Here is an 18,713-nt window from a genome sequence, read left to right on the forward strand (position 1 = left end):
GGGCTGGGTTGGACCGAGGCGCCTGCGACCGAGGTCGCGCCGGCATTAAGCCACAAGAAAATAGTTATTGCTATTCTTTTGATGAGGTGCGTGGAAAGTCCCGTGGCGGCGCAAGGTGCGCGCCGGCATAGTCCTGTTCCGCGACCGAGCTGCACAGCCGTGACCACTGGCAGCCGATGCAGGCCCTGCGGAGCCGGCCGCTCGAAAATGCCTTGCGCAGCCGGGCGAGCAGGGCGGCGTTGGCCGCAAGCGTCGTGCCCGCCACGACGGGGTGGTCGAGCAGGCGCGCCAGCGATGTGGCGGCATGGCGGTCGCGCGTGGCCGCACCGTCCTTCAGGCAATGCGGCTCTTCCTCTTCGTCGAGCAGAGGAGCGCAGATGTCGTCCGGCCCGTCGACCACCATCAGCGGCTCGCCGCTGGCGATGCGGCGGACCACCCTTTCGTAACCGGCGGTGAAGGCGGGGCTATAGCCCCGCCCCACATAGGTGAGCATGCACAGCAGGTGATGTGCACGCAGGCGAACGGTCATTCGCTCCGCCACCAGTTGCCCGTGCGCACGATGGCGGCCAGGGTTGCCGCCCCGAGCGCCGCCTTCAGCGCGTCACCCAGCAGGAAGGGCAGGACGCCCAGCGTCACCGCCTTCTCGGCCCCCACGAAGCCGGCCAGCCAGGTGGCGCCGGCGACGAGGCAGAATGTGCCAGCAATGAGCATGGAAAGGAACGCCAGCAGCGGCCGCTCGCCGTTCCAGCCACGCTCGGCAAGCCAGCCCACAAAGGCCGCCATCAGGGGCCAGGAAAGAATGTAGCCGCCGGTCGGCCCCATGAAATGGGCAAGCCCGCCGGCCCCGCCCGCCAGAATGGGCAGGCCGGCCACGCCCTCCGCCAGCCATGCCAGGATGGTGGCCGTGCCGAGCCGCCAGCCATAGAGCGCGCCGACCATCATCACCGCGAAGGTCTGCATGGTGATCGGCACCGGCACCATGGGCACGGTGATATAGGACGACAGGGTGAGGAACAGTGTGCCGATGAGAACCGCAAGAAGCTTGACGGGCAGGGAGCGCGCTTCCAGGCGCAACGGGCTGAAGTGGGCATCGGCGCCCTGAACCGAGGGAGTCGGCATGTTTCTCTCCTTTTCAAAATTATAGATAATTTCTATAATTGATCTATTATTGAATCCACAATCCGCGCGCCATGGCAAGGGCCGTCGTGCGGATTGTGTGCAAGCAAGGGGAGGAAGGCAGGCGGAGTGGGGCGGCGCGGGTTCAGCCCTGGATGACGAATGCCTCCCGCCGGCGGCCGGAAGCCGTCTCCACCGGCCGGCGGCCGATCCAGCGCACGTGGCGGCCCAGCGCCTCGGCGGCCGCATCCACTTCGCCGCGCCGCAGATGCGCCAGAATGGTGCGGTGATCACGGTCCGTGCGCGTCTCCCATTCCGAGTGCCAGGCGGAGAAGAGAAAGCGTGCGCTGGCCGCGTGCAGATCGTCGATGGCCGCCAGAAGCCGCGGCATGCCGCAGGGTGTCAGGATCAGCTTGTGAAAGCGGCTGTTCGCCGCCTCCCAGGTCCGGGCGTCGCGCGCCTTGTCGCCGGCCAGCGTGGCGGCCTCCGCCTCGTCCAGAATGGCGGGCGTCAGATGGGGCGCTGCGTGGCGCAGGGCCAGCACCTCCAGGGCAGCGCGCATCTCCGCCACTTCGCGCACCTGCGCCAGGTCGAAGGCGGCGACGCGCACGCCGCGCCGCGGCTCGCTGACGGCCAGACCCTGCGCCTCCAGCAGCCGGAAGGCCTCACGCACGGGCACATGGCTGGCGGCAAACTCCTCGGCGATATGGTCCTGCCTGAGCCGCGCCCCAGGCTCCAGCGTGCCCGAGACGATGCGCTCGGCAAGCAGGCGGGCAATGCGCTGGGCGATGGTTTCCTTCTTGGCGGTCATGCGATTATAGATAATTTGCGCGCGGCAACCTGTCGAGCCCGCCGCCGCGCCGTGCATGGTGCGACATTTCCATCCGGGCAGGGCGGGCTGCTGGCCGCCGGCCCTGTTTCGTGCTAGCGGCGCTTTCGGCGGGTAGGACAAGCGGGAGGCCGGGATGCGAGAGCTCCTTCTTTTACGCCATGCCAAATCAAGCTGGGACGACCCGACGCTCGACGATTTTGACCGGCCGCTGGCCGAACGCGGCCGCAAGGCGGCGCCGGTGATGGGCCGTGCGATGGCCGCGCGCGGCTGGGTTCCGCAGGCGGCCTTCGTTTCGGCGGCCCTGCGGGCACGCCAGACCTGGCGGCTGGTTGCCGGCGGGCTGGGCGGGCAGGCGCCACGGGCGGTGCATGACGAGGCGCTGTACATGGCATCGCCTGAGCGCCTTCTCGGTTTCCTCCAGCAGGCCCCGGAGGATGCGGGGCGTGTCGTTCTCGTCGGTCACAATCCGGGGCTTGAGGAGCTGGCCCTGCTGCTCGCCGGGCCGGCGTCGGATGAAGAGGCTCTTTCCCGCCTGCGGGAGAAGTTTCCCACCGCCGCCCTGGCGCGTTTCGAGATCGCCTGCCCATGGCGCGCGCTCGCGCCGGCCGCCGCGCAGCTTACCCACTTCCTGCGCCCCAGGGACCTCTGATCCTGGGATCGACGAACGCATTTCCGAAGCCGTGGCGGCTTGGGATCCCAAATCCCCAATTGCGAACCTCAAGGCATTGGCCGACCGTTGATTTCCTTCAAGAGCCGACGTTTCAAGCGCCCGTTTTCCCTCGAATGCCTTTTCACTCGGAGATTGTATCAATGTTTGAATTTCTTGATCTCGTTGCCACATCCACCCTGGCGATTGCCGCAGTCGCCCTTGCAAGGGAAGCCAATCAGATCGCAACGCGCAGCGCGCGCGTCGAGTCCGACAAGCTGCTGCTTGAATGGGGGCAGCGGACGCTTGAGTGTCTGTCCTTTGCAAGCTCGCTGCGCATCATGGACGAAGTGAACATTTCCGCTACCGATTTCGACGAAAAGCGCCGCGACCTGCGCGCCCGCCTTTTCGCCCTGAAGGAAGAGGGCATCCTGTTCTTCGCCAAGGGAACCGAAAATGCGCAGAGCATTCCCGCCATATGCGCTATTTCCAAGGTGACGGACATCATGGACGGAAAGACGTTTCACTATCCCAGGGAAGGCGATTGGGAGCTCTCCCGCCGCCGGCAGAACAACGAAATCCGAGCCGCCACGCGCGATTTCATCAAGGCACTGCAGGGACGGGTCGGCAACGAGTGGTTGATCTGACAGGTGAACGATGGTGGGCCCGGAGGGACTCGAACCCCCAACCAAGCGGTTATGAGCCGCCGGCTCTGACCAATTGAGCTACAGGCCCGGTGCGGGTGAATTAGTGGCTTTCGCGACCGGGCACAAGACGCTGTCGCCGCAATCGGTCCATAATCCCTCTCTATCAGGTGGCGGCTCAACAGCTTTAGGAGATTGCCATGACCCGTTTCTTCATTCCTCTGGCGCTTGCCGCCTCCGTTCTGGCCGTCGCACCGGCGGCCGCACAGGGCGGCGGGGCCAGCCCCAGAATCACGGTGACAGGCGAAGGCGAGGCATGGGTCAGCCCGGATATGGCCGTCATTACGCTGTCGGTCCTGCGAGAGGCGGAGACGGCGCGCGCCGCGATGGACGAGAGCAACGCCGCCATGGCCGCCGTCATCGAGGCGATGAAGGAGGAGGGCGTGGAACCCCGCGATCTGCAGACCAGCGGGCTGTCCATCAACCCGCAATATGTCTACCCCAACGACCGGAACGACGAGGAGAAACCCCGCATCGTCGGCTACCAGGTCACCAATACGCTGACCGTGCGGCTGCGCGATCTGGCGAAGCTGGGCGGCGTGCTCGACCGTTCCGTCTCGCTGGGGGTCAACCAGGGCGGAAACATTGTCTTTACCAACGACGATCCGAGCGAGGCGCTGACCGAGGCGCGAAAGCGCGCCGTCGAGGATGCGCTGGCCAGGGCGCAGACGCTGGCCGAGGCAGCCGGCGTTTCGGTGGGCGACGTCCTTCGGATTTCAGAGCAGACGGGCATGCCCCAGCCCCGCCCGCTGGCCAGGGCTATGCGCATGGAGGCGGCGGCCGATTCGGCCGTGCCGGTCGAGGCGGGCGAGAACAGCTACAAGGTTCAGGTGAACGTCACTTTCGAGATCGAGCAGGAGTGATCCTCGACGCGCTAGACCGGTTCATCGTTTCAATGAAACGCTGATCCGGTCCATCTATTTGTTTTTGCCGTATTTGTGCGACGCCAGATGATTCCATCTGGCTGCAAAAAGCTGTAACAGGAACGCCGCCGGGTGCCGCCCGGCGGCGTTTTCATTCCGGCATGCCGGTCTCGTCAAAGCACGCGCACGATCGGGCAGTGGGGTGCGCGGGCAAAGGTCACCATCGCGTAGCGGTGGTGGCGGTGGCCCGAGACCCGGATGTAGCGGTAGCCCACATGCGTGACGTGCGCATGGCGCAGGCCCATGCGGCGCGCCTTCTTCACGGCGCGGTGCGGGGTGCAGGCATGGCCATACCAGGGGCCGCGATGCCAGCGGTGGTCGCGGGGGCCGCCGTGGCTGTAATGGAAGCCCAGATGCGGCCCGCTGCCGAAGCTGAAATAGAGGCCCTCGGCCTGCGCGCCTGCCGGTGCGGCGGCAAGCGCACCAAGGCCCAGGATGACCGAAAGGGCTGCGGTTCTGAATGTGCGGAACATGGCATTCATCCTCCTTCCTGAGAGAGGCCCCGTTGCCGGAGCGGATGGCGCCAAGAATGCCGCCGCTCGGCTGAACCGGCCGCGAACCGGCCGTTCATGGGGTGTTCAGAGAGGAATCAGCGCCTCGCGAGTGCCGCCTTCAGGGCAGACAGGCTGAAGCATTCGCTGAGCCGGGTGATGCGCCCGTCATCGACCTCGAAGAACATGCCCGCCTGCAGGCGGTAGGATTGGCCTTCTGCCGGGGGGAGCCCTTCGGCGGAGGCCAGATAGGTGCCGCGCACCGTGAACTCGGCCGCCGCGCGCACGCCGCCCGGCGCCGTCATGATCGCGATGTCGCCGAGTTCCTCGCGGAAGTGGCGAGCGGTGCGGGCAAGCGCCCATCGAAACGCCTCCCGGCCGATTTCACGCCTGCCTTCCCGCGTGTCGTGGGCGATGCTGTCGTCCAGGCAGTCGAGCATCGCATCGTGGTCGCCGGCGTTGAGGGCGGCGAGATAGCGCTCGATCAGTGCCCGGGTGTCGGTCTCGCTCACGGTTCCTCCTCCAGAACATAGGGAAGATAGTCCTCCGGCGTGTCCAGCCTGTCCTCCATCGCCTCGACACGGCCGCGCACGGATATGCCGGCCTCGTGCACGCTCTCGCGGCGGCCGGAGACCAGTGGATGCCACCAGGCCAGATCCTTTCCCTCCGCCACCAGGCGGTAGGCGCAGGTGGCTGGCAACCAGGCCAGCCGGCGCACATTGTCCGGGGTCAGGCGCACGCAGTCGGGCACCCGCTCCAGCCGCCGCGCATAGTCGGTGCAGCGGCAGCTCGCGGCGTCGAACAGGCGGCAGGCAACGCTCGTCCACAGGATCTCGCCGCTGTCTTCGTCTTCCAGCTTGGCCAGGCAGCATTTGCCGCAGCCATCGCACAGCGATTCCCATTCGGCTGCGCTCATGGCTTCGAGCGGTTTGGTCTTCCAGAAGGGTTCCATGATGCCGATGTGGCGCGCCGGCGGGAGAAGGTCAAGCGGCGTGTCAGGGCAGCGGTATCCTGGGGTCTATGGTGGCGGGAGGGCGCCTCACCTCCGGCATCCTTGGCGGCGGCAGGCTCTCGCGCTGCACGCGGCACGTCGGCTGGATGCCCACGCTGCCCGGCGGACAGGCGCCAGGCGCGCTCGGCCGGCAGTTGGGGTGGATGCCCACCGTCCCTTCCGGGCAGAACGAGCGCACGGCGGGACGGCAATCGGGTGGCAGGCCGAGGCTGCCTGGCGGGCAGAGCTCGCCCGTCTGCGGGCCTGCCTGGGCGGGAAGCGCGAGACAGCCGAGAATGCCGAGCACGGCATGCGAGACGGCGCCGGCGCGCCGCAGGCGTTGCCTTTGGCATGCGAAGCCCCTTGCCTTCACGGTATGTCTCCTTCTCTTCCCATAAGGCGCGCCGCCGGGAGGCCGGTCAAGCCCCGTCGAGCCCCGCACCGCCGGCTCGCCGTCCCGCTGCGGTGCTCAGGGCTTGAAGCGCAATGGCACGGAGAATGTGAGCGTCTTCCCGCCGATGCCTTCCGGGGGGCGCGGATAGGGGGATGCGCGGCGCGCGGTGGCCAGCGCCTCGCGGTCGAAGATCGCGTGACCGGCGCTCCGCGAAATCCGCGCGTCGACGATCCGGCCCCGCCTGTCGATGGTAATGACGACCTCGGCCACGCCCGACAGGCGCCCCGCGGTGTCGGGATAGCGGTGATAGCGGTCGAGATGGGCGTTGAGGCGGCGTCTGTAGGCTGCCTTCTCGCCGGCGGTCGCCCCACCCGTGCGGCCGGCCGCGGGGGCGGAGCCGGCCGTCGCCGGCTGGCGGCCAGCGGGCTTCTTCGGCGTCTCGGCCTTCTTGCGGGAGGGGGGTGGCGGTGGGTCCGCTTGTGCGCGTGGTGGCTGCGGCCGTGGTGTGGGCACGGGCACGTTTTCGACCGGCAGCGCGATCACGGGATGGCCTTCCGCCTCCGGCGGCGGGAGGGCGGGGGCCTGCTCCACCGCCTCTACCGGTTCCAGAACCGAGGGGGCGGGAAGCGGTGCGGTTTCCGCTGCCGCATCGGGCGCGCTTTCGGCCGGTTCGACTGGGGAGAGTGCTTCTGGCCTCACCACCTCGGCGGCCTCGCCGGCAATGGGTTCGGCGGGCGGCATTGGCGGGGCTTCGAGGATGATCGCCACCGCGGCCTCTTCTCTTGCGGCTTCCGCGCCCTGGCGCGCTGCCCGATCGCCCAGCCAAGCCAGTGCGGCGGCGTGCAGCGCCGCCGAAAGCGCGAGCGCCGGCAGAAGACCAAGCGACAGGGCGCGCGCCCTGCGCGCCGAGAGAAAGAGCGGCGTCGTCTCGCCGGGCGGAGGCACGTCGGGCGGGGCTTCCGGCGTGGCGCTCCGGTCCTCGTCCGTGTTGTCGTGCCGGGCGGTCATGGCCGCGGCGCGCCCGTCAGCCCCGTGGGGGCGACGATGAGGCCGTCCTCGCCGCGCGTAATGTGGGTGGTGACGCCATAGATCGAAGCGAGGTTCGCCTCCGTCATCACCGTGTCGGGCGCCCCCTCTGCGGCCAGTCGCCCCTCCTTCAGCATCACCACACGATTGCACCAGCGTGCCGCAAGCGTCAGGTCGTGCAGGGAAACGAGAATGGCCCGACCCTCTTCGGCCAGTCGGCAAAGCGCGCGCATCATGGTGATCTGGTGCGCCGGGTCGAGGCCGGAGGCGGGCTCGTCTGCAAGCAGCAGGGGGGTGTCCTGCGCCACGGCGCGCGCGGCCAGAACGCGGGCCTGCTCGCCGCCGGAAAGCTCGGTCGCCGGGCGGTCGGCCAGGTGTTCGGCGTCCATCAGGGCGAGCGCGCGGGTGACGATCTCCTCGTCATGGGGGCGCAGGCGGGCGCCGAAGCTGCGCCAGGGCAGGCGGCCGAGGCCCACCAGGTCCCGCACTGTCAGGCGCCAGCCGATGATCCGCGCCTGCGGCAGATAAGCAAGAAGCCTGGCACGCCCGCCGGGCGGCAGGGCGGCGAGATCGTGTTCGCCCAGGCGCATGGTGCCGGAAGCCGTCACCTGGCCGGCGAGCGCGCGCATCAGCGTCGACTTGCCGGCGCCGTTGGGACCCAGGAGACCGACAACCTCGCCCGGGTTCAGTCCGAGCGACAGCCCGTGCAGGACGGGACGGCCCGCCAGCACCACGCCCAGATTCTCCACCGCAAGGCGCATGCTAGAACACCTCCCGGCGAGAGCGCACCACCAGCCAAAGGAAGAAGGGCGCACCAATGAGCGCGGTAAGCACCCCGACATTCAGCTCGCCCGCCGCCAGGACGAGGCGCGCGGCAACATCCGCCGCCAGCAGGAGTGCCGCTCCGCCCAGGCCGGCGGGCAGGATGAGCCGGCTCGGCATGCGGCTCGTCAGCGGGCGGACGAGATGCGGCACGACCAGCCCGACAAACCCGATGGTGCCCGCGACTGCCGTGGCCGCGCCCACGCCCAGGGCGGTGCCGGCGACGATGAGAAAGCGCGTGCGCGCCATGTGGACGCCGAGGCTCGCCGCCGCTTCCTCGCCCAGCGACAGGGCGTCGATGGCGCGCGCCGAAAGCGCGACCAGCAGCCAGCCCCCCGCCATCAGCGGCATGGCCAGCACCACATGCTCCATCGAGCGGTCCTTCAGCGAGCCCAGAAGCCAGAAGACGATCTCGTAGCTTGCAAAGGGATTGGGGGAAAGGTTCAGCGCCAGCGCGGTGAGCGCGCCGGCAAGACTCGAAAGCGCCACCCCGGCGAGAATGAGGGTGAGCGTCGAGCCGCTGCGCGCGGCAAGCGCCATGAGGATGAGAACCGCCGCAAGCGCGCCCAGAAGCGCGCCGGCCGGCAGGGCATAGAGCGAACTGCCGGCAAGGCCGGAATAAAAGACCGCAACGGCCCCGAAGGCTGCCATGGCCGAGACGCCGATGATGCCGGGCTCGGCCAGTGGATTGCGCAGGAAGCCCTGCAGAACGGCGCCGGCCATGCCGAGCGTGAAGCCGATGGAAAGGCCCAGAAGCGCCCGCGGCAGGCGGATCTCGCGCATGATGATCGTTGCCGCCTCGCCGCCCCCCGCCAGAAGGCCGCGCATGCCCTCCACCAGGCCAAGCTCCGCGGGGCCGACCGCAAGCGAGACAAGGAAGAGCACCATGGCCAGAAGGGCAAGCGCCAGATTGAGGAAAAGCGGCCTCATGGCGCCTCTCCGCACGGCGCGATCTCCTGGCGCAATGCATCGAGCGCCTTCACCGCGTCGAGCACGGCAGGCCCGCCACAGGACCAGGTGCCCGGCGGCACGAAGGCGCCGATGCGCGTTTCCGGCAGCGCGCGCAGGGCCCGGTGGCGCGGCACGCGTGCGCCCAGGGCAGGGCCTTCGCTTTCGCCAGACGGAATGATGATGACGTCGGGCCGCTCGCTCACCACCAGCTCCAGCGGGAAGGGCGCCATGCCGGAGATGCCGCGCTCGGCCGCCAGGTTGCGAAAGCCGGCGGCGGCAAGAACGGAATGGGCGAGCGTGCCTTCACCCACCGCGACGCCGTTCTGCTCATAGGCCAGTGCCGTGGGCCGGCGGGCGCAGCGGCGGGCCTCGATCCCGGCAAGCTGCGCCTCGAAATCGGCCGCCATGGCCTCGGCCTGCCTCTCGCGCCCCAGAAGCGCCCCCATGCGGCGGATATCGTCGGGGATGGTGTCGAGGGTCTGCACGAAGCTGAACTCCGCCACCTGCATGTCGAGGCGTTTCAAGAGCTGCGTCGTGTTGTGAAGCGTGTAGGTGCCGGTGAGCACGAGATCGGGCCGCGCCAGAAACACCTCCTCCGCCCGGCCATGATTGACGGGATAGGTTTCAGCCTCGACGTGAAGGGGCGAAAGGGCGGGATCGCGCGCCAGGAAGGAGACGGAGACAAGCTGGCCCGGCGCCGCCAGCGGCATGGCCAGCACGTCCGTGCACAGGTTGAGCGACATGACGCGCGCCGGCGGCTCGGCATGGACGGGAGAGAGAAGAAGTGCCGCAGCGGCGCAAAGGGCGCTGCGGAGGAACCCGTTGCGAGATTTCCGGCGCCGCTTCCTCATGGTCCCAGCCTTGCGCGGAAGCCGGCAAAGACGGAAAAACCCGGCGTGCCGTAGCCGCGCACGGTCTGATAGTCCTGATTGAGCAGGTTTTCGGCGCGGACGTAAAGCTCCGTCTTTTCCGTCGGCTGGTAGGCCACCTTGGCATTGAGCAGGAAATAGTCGTCGAGGGCGAGATCGTCCGTATCCACCGTGTCGACGGCGATCTTGCCGGCGGCCGTCACGGTCCACTTCTCCGCCGGCTTGTAGGTTGCGGAGAGGCCGATGGCGTGGCGTGGCACGCGCGCCAGGCGATCGCCGTTCTGGTCGACGGCGTGCGTGTAGGTGTACGAGCTTCCCAGAGAAAGCTGGCTGTTGACCTCATATCGGAGCGCGGTCTCGACACCGTGCATGCGCGAGGTGCCGCTGATCTGGGTATATTGGCACTCGGAGGGCCGCACCTCCACACAGTCGATCAGATTGTCGATTTCAAGGTGAAAGTAGGTGACATCCGCGACAAGCCGCTCGTCGAAGAAGCGCTGTTCGACACCAATGTCAAAACCGATGCTCGTCTCCGGCTGCAGGTCGGGGTTTCCCACCGGCACACCTCCCATGTTGAGCGGAGGAGCGAACAGTTCGTAGAGGCTTGGTGCGCGGAATCCGGTTCCGACGGAGGCATGAAGCCGCGTTCCCGTCTCGCGAAAGAGATAGGCCGCGGAAGCGCGATAGGTGGTCTCCCCTCCGAACTTGCTGTGCTTGTCGTGTCTGACACCCAGCGTCAGCGTGAGGTTGTCGACAGGCGTTAGGATGCCCTGTGCCCAGACGCCCGTCATATGGATCGAATTGTCGATGGGAAGGGAACCGGCGTCGTCGGGAAAACGGGCGCTCTGGCGTTCGTGATCGGCGCCATATTGCAACGTCAGCCGCTCATGGGCCTCGAAGGAGCCCTGATACTCTGCCTTGACGCGCTCACCCTCATAATCGGCATTGAACGGGCCGAAGGTCGAATCGCTGTGGATGCTGCGATCGAGTGAGAAGCCTTGAAGAGCAAAGGTGTTCTTCAGGCGCCCGTCCAGAAGGTTGAGATTGAAACCGGCGCGCCCGGCGAGCTGGCGGTTGCGGTTCACATTGGTATGGAACGGATCGTCCTGAGGTGGATCGTCAAACTCCGCCTTGGCGTTGATATAGAGCGCCGAACCGAACACGGAGAAGACGTCGGAGAAGGCATGTTCGCCGGCGATGTCGAGTGTGACGTTCTCGTAGCCGTCGCGCTCGCGGCCGCTGGCGGCGGCCGAGATGCCGTCGGTGTGGAAGCCCGTGGCGTTGAGGGAGAGGCGCGTGCCGCCCTCGGCCGCGCGCAGGCCGTAGCTGGCGCGCGCCGTGCCATGGGAGCCGCCCTCGCCGGAGAGGAGATGCGTCACCCCCGGCTCCATGTCGCCCAGGGTGGACAGGCTGATGACGCCGGCGATGGCATCGGAGCCGTAGAGCGTGCTCTGCGAGCCGCGCAGAACCTCGATGGAGTCGAGCCCGCCGGAGAGCAGATATTGATAGGAGGTCTGCACCCGGGTGCTGGTCGGATCGGAAATGTCGATGCCGTTGTAAAGCGTCTTCACGTAACGCTTGGGCGCACCGCGAATGGCCAGGCTCGACTCGGTTCCGGGACCGCCGGGCGAGGTGATGGCCACGCCCGGGACCAGGTTGAGATAGTCCGTCGCCAGCGGCTGCGACTGTGCCTCGATCTCCTCGGCATCGATGCGGGTGACGGAGGAACCCGTTTTCGTGGCCTCCATCGGCGCGCGGTTGGGCGAGGCGACGATTTCTTCGAGGACGAAGTCCTGCGCGCCGGCGGGCCAGACGGCCAGCGCCAATGCGGCAGCCGAGACGGCGGTGAAAAGGCTGGATATGCCTGACGGTGCTCTCATGGGGTCCCTCCGCTCTTGTCCGATAGGCGCTGGAGGGATCGGTGCCTTGCCGGCCGCGGTCTCCGCCAGCGATGACCATGTTCGTCACCACTGCGAAAACCACAGCCCCGGACGCTGCCCGCATCCGGACGGTGACGACCCGAGGCAGGTTTCCTGGCTCGCGCTTCCGCGGCTTTCCCGCCTTCCCAGGCCCGGGGCCCAGTGGCGTTCGGAAAAGCCTCCGCGCTCACAGTTGCGGGAGCAGCTACGGCTTGGGGCAGAAGGCCCCTCCCGTATTCCCTTTTAACCCCGGCGGACACACCGCCCGGGGCACCTCCGGTACGCCGGCAGACCTAGCAACGGCCCCCTGTGCCGTCAATCGGCTGTTGCCGCCTTTCGGCGGGATTTGGCGCCGCCGCTGTTCCATTTGCGTCAATTGTGTCGCATATCCGGCATACAGGGGCGCATGCAGGCAGCAAACTGCGGGCGCCTTGGGAGGGGCGTTCTCGCGACTGCTTTCTTTGACAAGGGGGCGCGGATGCGGAATGCTACCGCCAATCGTGCCGACAGGCGAAAGAGACAGACAGGCGATCCAGAAAGGGGAGAGTGTCGATGAAGTTTTTCAGGAGCAATGGCGGCCAGGTGCCGCAGCGCATCGCGGCCCTGGCGGAAAAGGCAAGGGCCGGCCGGATGGACCGGCGCGAATTTCTGGCTTTGGCGAGCACCTTCGGGGCGACCGCCGCCGGCGCCTATGCCATGGCCGGGCTTGCCGCACCGCTGCGCGCGGCAGCGCAGGAGCCCAAGAGGGGCGGCGTCTTGAAGCTCGCCATGTGGATCAAGGAAAACAAGGATCCCATGACGGCCGACTGGTCGGAGATCGCCAACGCCATGCGCCAGACGCTGGAGCCGCTGGTGAAGTACACCCGCGACTTCACCTTCGAGGGCCGGTTGCTGGAGAGCTGGGAGGTCAACGAGGACGCCACAGAGTACATCCTGCACGTGCGCCCCGGCGTGACCTGGAACAACGGCGATGCCTTCACCGCCGATGACGTGATCTACAACATCACGCGCTGGTGCGACCAGTCGGTGGAAGGCAACTCCATGGCCACGCGCATGGCGTCTCTCATCGACAGCGAGACCGGAAAGGCGCGCGAGGGCGCCATCGAGAAGGTGGACGACATGACGGTGAGGCTGTCGCTGCCCGCGCCGGACATTTCCATCATCGCCGGCATGGCGGACTATCCGGGCCTGATCGTGCATCCGAGCTTCGACGAGACGGGGCGAAACTGGGTGGCCAACCCCATCGGCACCGGGCCCTTCGAGCTGGTCTCCTACGAGGTCGGAAACCGCGTGGTGCTGAAGCGGCGCGAGAACGGCACCTGGTGGGGCGGCGAGCCCTATCTCGACGGCATCGAGTTCATCGACTACGGCACCGATCCCTCCGCCATGGTCTCGGCCTTCGAGGCGGGCGAAATCCACGCCAACTACGAGACCAGCGCCGACTATGTGGAGATTCTCGACAGTCTCGGCCTCGTCAGAAGCGAGGTGGTGACGGCGGCGACCATCGTGGCGCGCACCAATGTCGACAATCCGCCCTATGACGACCAGCGGGTGCGCAAGGCGCTGCAGCTTGCCGTCGACAATGCGACCGTGCTGGCGCTCGGCTACGGCAATGCCGGCGATCCGGCGGAAAACCACCATGTCTGCCCCATCCATCCCGAATATGCCGAGCTGCCGCCCATTGCCCGCGACATCGAGCAGGCGCGGGCGCTGATGGAGGAGGCCGGCCAGATGGGCTTCGAGCATGAGCTCATCACCGTGGACGAGGACTGGCACAAGAACACGGGCGACGCGATTGCCGCGCAGCTTCGCGAGGCGGGCTTCAACGTCAAGCGCACCGTGCTGCCGGGCTCCACCTTCTGGAACGACTGGACGAAATATCCCTATTCCATGACCAACTGGAACATGCGTCCGCTCGGCATCCAGGTGATCGCGCTCGCCTATCGCACGGGCGAGGCGTGGAACGAGTCGGCCTATTCCAATGCCGATCTCGACGCGATGATCGAGAAGGCGCTGACCATGCCCGACCCGGACGATCGGCGCACGGTCATGAAGGACATCGAGCAGCACATCCAGGATGCGGGCATCATCATCCAGCCCTACTGGCGCAAGCTCTACAATCACGCGGTGCCGGAGGTGAAGAACCACGGCATGCATCAGACCTTCGAGATCGACCTGCACGAGGTCTGGCTCGACGCATAACGCCTTTCGGGCGGGGCTGTCCGGCCCCGCCCGCAACGACAAGAATCAAAAGCCCCCGAAACGGGGGGAGGGGAAACGGTGCTGAGCTTCATCCTTCGCCGGCTCGGTGTCATGGCGCTGACCATGCTGTGCCTGTCGCTGGTGGTCTTCTTTCTGGTCAATCTGGAGCCGAACCTGAAGAAGCTGGCCATCAGCCAGCTTGACATGCGCTCCTCCGCCGAGGATCTGGAGAGCTGGCTGCAGAGGAACGGCTATCGCCAGAATTTCTTCGTGCGCTACGGCCAGTGGCTGGGCGTGATGCCGAAGCAACCCAACATCGACCCGGAGACGGGGCAGGCGGTGCCGCGCTTCTCCTATTGCGACGAGCCGGCCGTGGCCCGCTATTCCGGCGTTCTGCAGGGCGATTTCGGCTGCTCCACCAAGTTCAAGGTGCCGGTGGGCGAAAAGCTTGTGCCGGCGCTCGGGGCGACCGGCATCCTGATGTTCTGGGTGATGGCGGTCATGGTGCCGGTCTCGCTTCTGATCGGCGTGCTGGCGGGCATGCGCGAGGGCAGCCGCACGGACCGCGCGCTGTCCGTCGTATCGATCACGACGACCGCCACCCCGGAATATATCTCCGGCGTCATCTTCACCGTCATCTTCGCCTCATGGCTCGGATGGCTGAACGGCTCTGCCGCTTCCGCCACCAACTCCGGCGTCACCTTCTACAACTTCACCCTGCCGGTGATGACCATGGCCATCTACGGCATCGGCTACATCGCACGCATGACGCGTGCCTCGATGGTCGAGGTGATGACCCAGCAATACATCCGCACCGCCCGTCTCAAGGGCCTGAGTTTTCCGGCGGTGGTTCTCAAGCACGCGCTGCGCAACGCGCTGATCGCGCCCTTCACCGTCATCATGCTGCAGTTTCCGTGGCTTCTGACCGGCGTCGTCATCGTCGAGGTGATGTTCCGCTATCAGGGCTTCGGTTTCACCCTGGTGGAGGCTGCGGCCAACAACGACATCGACCTTCTGCTGGCCTGCTCGCTGGTCTCCGTGCTGGTGGTCCTGTCGACGCAGCTCATCTCCGATGTCGGCTATGCGCTGCTCAACCCGCGCATCCGCGTGCAATAGGAGGAAGCCATGCAGCTCGATAATGTCGGCGTCCTCGGCATTCTCCTCGGGGTCATCGCACGCTTCTGGCCGGTGTGGATCGCGCTTGCCATCATCCTGGGGCTCAGCCTGCGCTACAAGAAGCGCCTGGGGCTCTACGGACATCTGTTCGACACGGGCGTGGGAATCGCCGGCCTCACGATCTGCCTGTTCTGGCTTTTCACGGCAATCTTTGCCGATGTCATCGCGCCCTTCGATCCGCTGAGCCAGTTCCTGGTGATGAAGAACGCCGCTCCCGGCGCCGTCGAACCGGACTCGGGCATGGCCTTCCTGTTCGGGGGCGACAGGCTGGCGCGCGATGTCTTCTCCCGCATGGTCTTCGGCAGCCAGATCGTGCTCGTCATCGCGCCGACGGCCACGCTTTTCGCGCTGATGGTCGGCACCACGCTGGGCCTGCCGGCCGGCTATTATGGCGGCTGGATCGACAATGTGCTCTCCTTCCTCGCCAATCTGGTGCTGGCCTTTCCGGTGATCCTGCTGTTCTATCTTCTGGTGACGCCGGGCATCCGCGAGACGCCTATTCCCCAGTGGCTGGCGGGCGTCTTCTTCGTCTTCCCGGTCATCTTCTTTGCCACGCTGTTCTACACGCGCTATCGAAGCCGGCCCGGGCTTCTGGCCGTGCAGCTTGCCGCGACGGTGCTCGTCGGCGGCTGGGTCTATGTCGGGCTGGTCTTCGATGCCGATCCGCTCGGCATCATTTCTATCGAGCCCAACGAACTCAACATCTTCGTGGCCGTGGTCTTCGCCTCCGCGCCGGGGGTCTTCCGCATCGTGCGCGGCCTCGTCATGGACATCAAGACGCGCGACTACGTGGCCGCGGCGCAGACGCGCGGCGAAAGCCCCTGGTACATCATGCTGTGGGAGGTGCTGCCCAATGCGCGCGGGCCGCTCATCGTCGATGCGTGCCTGCGCATCGGCTACACCACCATCCTGCTCGGCACGCTGGGCTATTTCGGGCTGGGCCTGGCGCCCGAAAGCCCGGACTGGGGTACAGGCATCAAGGAGTCGAGCCGGCTTCTGCGTCTTCACGTCCACCCGGCATTGCCGCCGGTGGTGGCGCTGATGTCGTTCGTCCTGGGTCTCAACCTGCTGGCCGACGCACTGCGCGAGCAATCCCTGAAAGACTGAGAGCTACGCCATGAACGAAGCCATCAGCGTCGACCGCGCCCGCAAGACGGACCAGCAGCCCATTCTGGAGATCGAGAATCTCTCCATCTCCTTCTTCACGCGGGCTGGCGAAATCCCCGCTGTGATGGACTTTTCCTGCACCGTTATGCCTGGCGAGGCGATGGGCATCGTCGGCGAGTCGGGCTGCGGCAAGTCCACCGTCGCATTGGGCATCATGCGCGACCTTTCCAATGTCGGGCAGATCGTCGGCGGGCGTATCAAGTTCAAGGGCCGTGACATGGCCGAGATGAGCGAGGAGGAGCTGCGCGCCATCCGCGGCAACGAGATCGCGATGATCTATCAGGAGCCGATGGCCAGCCTCAACCCGGCCATGAAGATCGGCCGGCAGCTCATGGAGGTGCCGCTCATCCACGAGAAGGTGTCGAAGGACGAGGCGTGGGAGCGGGCGCTGGAGATGGTGCGCGCGGTGCGCCTGCCCGATCCCGAGCGCATCATGCGCGCCTATCCGCACCAGCTTTCCGGCGGCCAGCAGCAGCGCATCGTGATCGCCATGGCGCTTCTGTCGAAGCCGTCGCTGCTGCTGCTCGACGAACCGACCACGGCGCTCGACGTGACGGTGGAGGCGGGCATCGTGGAGCTCGTCAAGGGGCTCGGAAAGCAATACGGCACGTCGATGATCTTCGTCTCCCACAATCTTGGCCTGATCCTGGAGACATGCGACCGCATCACGGTGATGTATTCCGGCGAGGCGGTCGAGACGGGGCGGGTAAAGGACGTGTTTGAGCGCATGCGCCATCCCTATACGCAAGGGCTGTTCCGCTCCATCCCGCTGCCTGGGGCGGACAAGAACGCGCGTCCGCTGATCGCCATTCCGGGACAATTGCCCCTGCCGCACGAAAGGCCGCGAGGCTGCAATTTCGGCCCGCGCTGCCAGCATTTCGTGGAAGGCGTGTGCGACGCGGCCGACATTCCCATGATCGAGGTGAAGGGGCACAGAAACCACCTTTCGCGCTGCCTGCGTTTCGAGCAGATCGACTGGGAGGCATTGCCCGAGGGAGCGGAGACGGGCCGCGAGCCACTCAAGCCCGGCGCCCCCGTGCTCAAGATCGACGGGCTGAAGAAGCACTACCATGTGGCCGCCAACGCCATCTTCGGCGGTTCGGAAACGCGCACCGTCAAGGCGAACGAGTCCATCAGCTTCGACGCGCGCGAATCCGAAACGGTGGCGATCGTGGGCGAATCGGGTTGCGGCAAGTCCACGCTTGCCAAGGTGCTTCTGGGACTGGAGACGGCCACGGGCGGGACCATCACCCTTGCCAACACGCAGATCCAGGCCACCCCGGTGGAAGAACGCGACACCAAGCTCGTGGCCGGCATCCAGATGGTGTTCCAGAACCCGTTCGATACGCTGAACCCCAGCCATTCGGTGGGCGCCCAGATCATCCGCACGCTGGAGAAGTTCGGGATCGGGCGTACGGTGGAGGAGCGCAAGCAGCGCATGTACGAGCTGCTCGATCTCGTCAAGCTGCCGCGCGCCTTCGCCACGCGCATGCCGCGCCAGCTCTCCGGCGGACAGAAGCAGCGCATCGGCGTGGCGCGGGCCTTTGCCGGAAACGCCCGGGTGGTCGTTGCGGACGAGCCCGTCTCCGCCCTTGACGTGTCGGTCCAGGCGGCGGTCACGGAACTGCTCATGGACATTCAGCGCAAGAACAAGACGACGCTCCTGTTCATCAGCCACGATCTGTCGGTGGTGCGCTATCTGGCCGACCGGGTGGTGGTCATGTATCTCGGCCATATCGTCGAGCAGGGCACGACGGACCAGATCTTCGCCCCGCCCTATCACCCCTATACCGAGGCGCTTCTGTCGGCCATTCCCATCGCCGATACCTCCGTGCGCAAGAAGCACGTGGTGCTCGATGGCGACATTCCCTCCGCCATGAACCCGCCGCCGGGCTGCCCCTTCCAGACCCGCTGCCGCTACAAGCATCTGGTGCCCGACAACCGCTGCGAGCGCGAGCTGCCGCCCCTGCGGGATCTCGGCGAAGGGCACCGGAGCCTTTGCTGGCTGGGCGAGGACGTGCTGAAGGAGATGGAGCCCGTCATCCGCTTCGAGGAAAAGGGCGAAGGGCGCCCGCCGCGGCGCGCGCCCGCCCGCAAGGCAAAGGCTGGCGCCTTGCCGGAGGATGCCAACCGACCGCCGAAGATGCGCAAGCCGCGCAAGCCCGACGACCTCAAGCAGATTTCCGGCATCGGCCCCAAGCTGGAGGCAATGCTGAACGGCCTTGGCATCTATACCTTCGCGCAGATCGCCGCATGGAAGAAGGCGGAGCGCGAATGGGTGGATGCGCATCTCAACTTCAAGGGCCGGATCGAGCGCGAGGGCTGGGTCAGGCAAGCCAAGGCGCTGGCGAAGAAGAAATAGGCAGGCTTCCCTCGCAGGCAACAGTGGGCCGAGCCATTCCATCATAATACATGATGAATTTACTCAACAAAAACCGGGATTTATTGCTTCGCGCCAAAATTTGACCGATTGATAAAAAAACA

19 protein-coding genes, 1 tRNA gene and 1 riboswitch are annotated in these 18,713 nt (G+C 66.5%); of the genes, 7 read left to right on the forward strand and 13 right to left on the reverse strand.

Annotated elements, in window-relative coordinates; genetic code table 11:
• Positions 1–70: 70 nt before the first annotated feature.
• The 3 genes from NYR58_RS00155 to NYR58_RS00165 form a co-directional block, all read right to left on the reverse strand.
• Positions 71–529, reverse strand: coding sequence for a DUF1284 domain-containing protein (locus tag NYR58_RS00155; RefSeq protein WP_261518362.1), 459 nt, complete (start codon positions 527–529; stop codon positions 71–73).
• Positions 526–1,119 carry a biotin transporter BioY gene (locus NYR58_RS00160; RefSeq protein WP_261518363.1) on the reverse strand — a complete coding sequence of 198 codons (594 nt, stop codon included), beginning with the start codon at positions 1,117–1,119 and terminating at the stop codon, positions 526–528. Before NYR58_RS00160 ends, NYR58_RS00155 begins: the two co-directional genes overlap by 4 nt.
• Before the next feature lie 142 nt (positions 1,120–1,261).
• Entirely contained in the window at positions 1,262–1,927 is a 666-nt protein-coding gene (locus NYR58_RS00165; RefSeq protein ID WP_261518364.1) for a GntR family transcriptional regulator, read from the reverse strand.
• A 154-nt stretch (positions 1,928–2,081) separates the two neighbouring features.
• On the opposite strand from NYR58_RS00165, the gene NYR58_RS00170 reads away from it, so the two are divergent.
• Both NYR58_RS00170 and NYR58_RS00175 read left to right on the forward strand, forming a co-directional pair.
• Positions 2,082–2,597: a SixA phosphatase family protein gene (locus NYR58_RS00170; protein ID WP_261518365.1), complete on the forward strand. Its 516-nt coding sequence runs from the start codon at positions 2,082–2,084 to the stop codon at positions 2,595–2,597.
• Positions 2,598–2,758: 161 nt separating this feature from the next.
• A complete protein-coding gene (locus NYR58_RS00175) occupies positions 2,759–3,241 on the forward strand; it encodes a hypothetical protein (protein ID WP_261518366.1) in 483 nt (160 codons plus the stop codon).
• Between the two features lie 11 nt (positions 3,242–3,252).
• On the opposite strand, the gene NYR58_RS00180 is transcribed toward NYR58_RS00175, so the two are convergent.
• A tRNA-Ile gene (locus tag NYR58_RS00180) sits at positions 3,253–3,329 on the reverse strand.
• Between the two features lie 109 nt (positions 3,330–3,438).
• Between NYR58_RS00180 and NYR58_RS00185 the strand changes: the two genes are divergently transcribed.
• Positions 3,439–4,161, forward strand: a complete 723-nt coding sequence (locus NYR58_RS00185) for an SIMPL domain-containing protein (RefSeq protein WP_261518367.1) — start codon at positions 3,439–3,441, stop codon at positions 4,159–4,161.
• Positions 4,162–4,334: 173 nt separating this feature from the next.
• Here the strand turns inward: NYR58_RS00185 and NYR58_RS00190 are convergent, their stop codons facing one another.
• The 9 genes from NYR58_RS00190 to NYR58_RS00230 form a co-directional block, all read right to left on the reverse strand.
• Positions 4,335–4,694 carry a hypothetical protein gene (locus NYR58_RS00190; protein WP_261518369.1) on the reverse strand — a complete coding sequence of 120 codons (360 nt, stop codon included), beginning with the start codon at positions 4,692–4,694 and terminating at the stop codon, positions 4,335–4,337.
• A gap of 116 nt (positions 4,695–4,810) precedes the next feature.
• Complete coding sequence (locus NYR58_RS00195) at positions 4,811–5,224, reverse strand: nuclear transport factor 2 family protein (protein WP_261518370.1); 414 nt, start codon at positions 5,222–5,224, stop codon at positions 4,811–4,813.
• On the reverse strand, positions 5,221–5,664 hold the full coding sequence (locus NYR58_RS00200) for a YcgN family cysteine cluster protein (protein WP_261518371.1): 444 nt from the start codon (positions 5,662–5,664) through the stop codon (positions 5,221–5,223). The genes NYR58_RS00195 and NYR58_RS00200 overlap by 4 nt, the downstream gene beginning before the upstream one ends.
• Before the next feature lie 43 nt (positions 5,665–5,707).
• Positions 5,708–6,076 carry a hypothetical protein gene (locus tag NYR58_RS00205; RefSeq protein WP_261518372.1) on the reverse strand — a complete coding sequence of 123 codons (369 nt, stop codon included), beginning with the start codon at positions 6,074–6,076 and terminating at the stop codon, positions 5,708–5,710.
• Positions 6,077–6,172: 96 nt separating this feature from the next.
• A complete protein-coding gene (locus NYR58_RS00210; protein ID WP_261518373.1) occupies positions 6,173–7,105 on the reverse strand; it encodes an energy transducer TonB family protein in 933 nt (310 codons plus the stop codon).
• Positions 7,102–7,884, reverse strand: a complete 783-nt coding sequence (locus NYR58_RS00215; RefSeq protein WP_261518374.1) for an ABC transporter ATP-binding protein — start codon at positions 7,882–7,884, stop codon at positions 7,102–7,104. The genes NYR58_RS00210 and NYR58_RS00215 overlap by 4 nt, the downstream gene beginning before the upstream one ends.
• Position 7,885: 1 nt before the next feature.
• On the reverse strand, positions 7,886–8,875 hold the full coding sequence (locus NYR58_RS00220; RefSeq protein ID WP_261518375.1) for a FecCD family ABC transporter permease: 990 nt from the start codon (positions 8,873–8,875) through the stop codon (positions 7,886–7,888).
• A complete protein-coding gene (locus tag NYR58_RS00225; protein WP_261518376.1) occupies positions 8,872–9,747 on the reverse strand; it encodes an ABC transporter substrate-binding protein in 876 nt (291 codons plus the stop codon). Before NYR58_RS00225 ends, NYR58_RS00220 begins: the two co-directional genes overlap by 4 nt.
• Positions 9,744–11,645: a TonB-dependent receptor plug domain-containing protein gene (locus NYR58_RS00230; RefSeq protein WP_261518377.1), complete on the reverse strand. Its 1,902-nt coding sequence runs from the start codon at positions 11,643–11,645 to the stop codon at positions 9,744–9,746. Before NYR58_RS00230 ends, NYR58_RS00225 begins: the two co-directional genes overlap by 4 nt.
• Positions 11,646–11,771: 126 nt before the next feature.
• A riboswitch (cobalamin riboswitch) is annotated at positions 11,772–11,977 on the reverse strand.
• 259 nt (positions 11,978–12,236) lie between these two features.
• Here NYR58_RS00230 and NYR58_RS00235 point away from each other — a divergent pair.
• The 4 genes from NYR58_RS00235 (at position 12,237) to NYR58_RS00250 (ending at position 18,591) form a co-directional block, all read left to right on the forward strand.
• Positions 12,237–13,886 (forward strand): ABC transporter substrate-binding protein, encoded by a 1,650-nt coding sequence (locus tag NYR58_RS00235; protein WP_261518378.1) that lies wholly within the window; start codon positions 12,237–12,239, stop codon positions 13,884–13,886.
• A 78-nt stretch (positions 13,887–13,964) separates the two neighbouring features.
• The gene (locus NYR58_RS00240) at positions 13,965–15,002 is read left to right on the forward strand and encodes an ABC transporter permease (protein ID WP_261518379.1); all 1,038 of its coding nucleotides are present in this window, start codon (positions 13,965–13,967) and stop codon (positions 15,000–15,002) included.
• Positions 15,003–15,011: 9 nt separating this feature from the next.
• Positions 15,012–16,169 (forward strand): ABC transporter permease, encoded by a 1,158-nt coding sequence (locus NYR58_RS00245; RefSeq protein WP_261518380.1) that lies wholly within the window; start codon positions 15,012–15,014, stop codon positions 16,167–16,169.
• Positions 16,170–16,179: 10 nt separating this feature from the next.
• The gene (locus tag NYR58_RS00250) at positions 16,180–18,591 is read left to right on the forward strand and encodes a dipeptide ABC transporter ATP-binding protein (protein WP_261518381.1); all 2,412 of its coding nucleotides are present in this window, start codon (positions 16,180–16,182) and stop codon (positions 18,589–18,591) included.
• The last annotated feature ends 122 nt before the right edge of the window (positions 18,592–18,713 follow it).

It is taken from the genome of Chelativorans intermedius (assembly GCF_025398255.1).
GTDB lineage: Bacteria > Pseudomonadota > Alphaproteobacteria > Rhizobiales > Rhizobiaceae > Chelativorans > Chelativorans intermedius.